We start from the raw sequence: 769 nt of genomic DNA on the forward strand, positions 1-769 counted from the left end.
ACCTGCCCTGCGTGTTGTGCGGGAGGCCCACACCGATGCGCTCGCACTCCGAAGAGCCCGTTCACAAGGCGTGCGCCGAGAGCTGGATAGCCGCCAACCCCGTTGAGGCCCGCCTCGGGCGGTTCGCCTCCGACATCAAGCCGAAGCCCAAGTCCAAGGCCAAGGGCCAAGGGCCAAGGCGACGACCACGCCTGACTCCTCCGCCTGGAGGCCCCCATGAGTAACACCCACCGCGACGTCGACCACGCCCTCGCCTACCCCGAGCCGCCCGCATCCCCGCTCTGGCACCGGCACGGCGCCAAGGCCCGGCCCCTCACCGACGCCCAGCGCAAGCGCAACCGCGAGCTGCTGGACATCGCCCAGCGCGTGCCCCGCACCACCGCCGCGTAGGAGGGCCAGCCGAWGTTCACCGACATGAAAGAGGCCCTCGAAGCCGAGGCCCTCGAACTCAATCCGCTCGGCAGCGACCAGTCCGCTGCCGCCTCGCTGGTGGTCGCCCACCACGCCCGCGACAAGGACGACCTCGCGGACCTGCTGGGCGCCCTCGGACTGCCCTGCGCCGAAGACGACCTCGTGCGGCTGCTCCCGCACCTCACCAACCCCGACGACACCGGAGAGACGATGACCGTCAACGCCTTCACTGCCACGGCCGCATCCATGCTCGCCAACGGCGACAGCCCGGAGCACGTCCGCAGCACCCTCGGCCTGTCCGAGGGCGAGCTCGCCGATGCCGTGAAGCACGCCGACCTGCCCGCCACCACCACCGTCC

Annotated in this window: 1 protein-coding gene and 1 pseudogene; both read left to right on the forward strand. The window is 71.2% G+C overall.

Translation table 11 applies throughout. The features are described 5' to 3' along the window. The first annotated feature begins 216 nt into the window (after nt 1–216). Nucleotides 217–390 carry a hypothetical protein gene (locus CA983_RS47015; protein ID WP_167407566.1) on the forward strand — a complete coding sequence of 58 codons (174 nt, stop codon included), beginning with the start codon at nt 217–219 and terminating at the stop codon, nt 388–390. 24 nt (nt 391–414) lie between these two features. Continuing rightward, nucleotides 415–769 (forward strand): annotated as a pseudogene (locus CA983_RS44475) (Lsr2 family DNA-binding protein); the annotation flags it as partial.

This window comes from Streptomyces swartbergensis (assembly GCF_002148965.1).
Classification (GTDB): domain Bacteria; phylum Actinomycetota; class Actinomycetes; order Streptomycetales; family Streptomycetaceae; genus Streptomyces; species Streptomyces swartbergensis.

Bases quoted from the DNA above. Each gene is read 5' to 3' on its own strand.
- CA983_RS47015 (WP_167407566.1), top strand. From the start codon at position 217: ATGAGTAACACCCACCGCGACGTCGACCACGCCCTCGCCTACCCCGAG.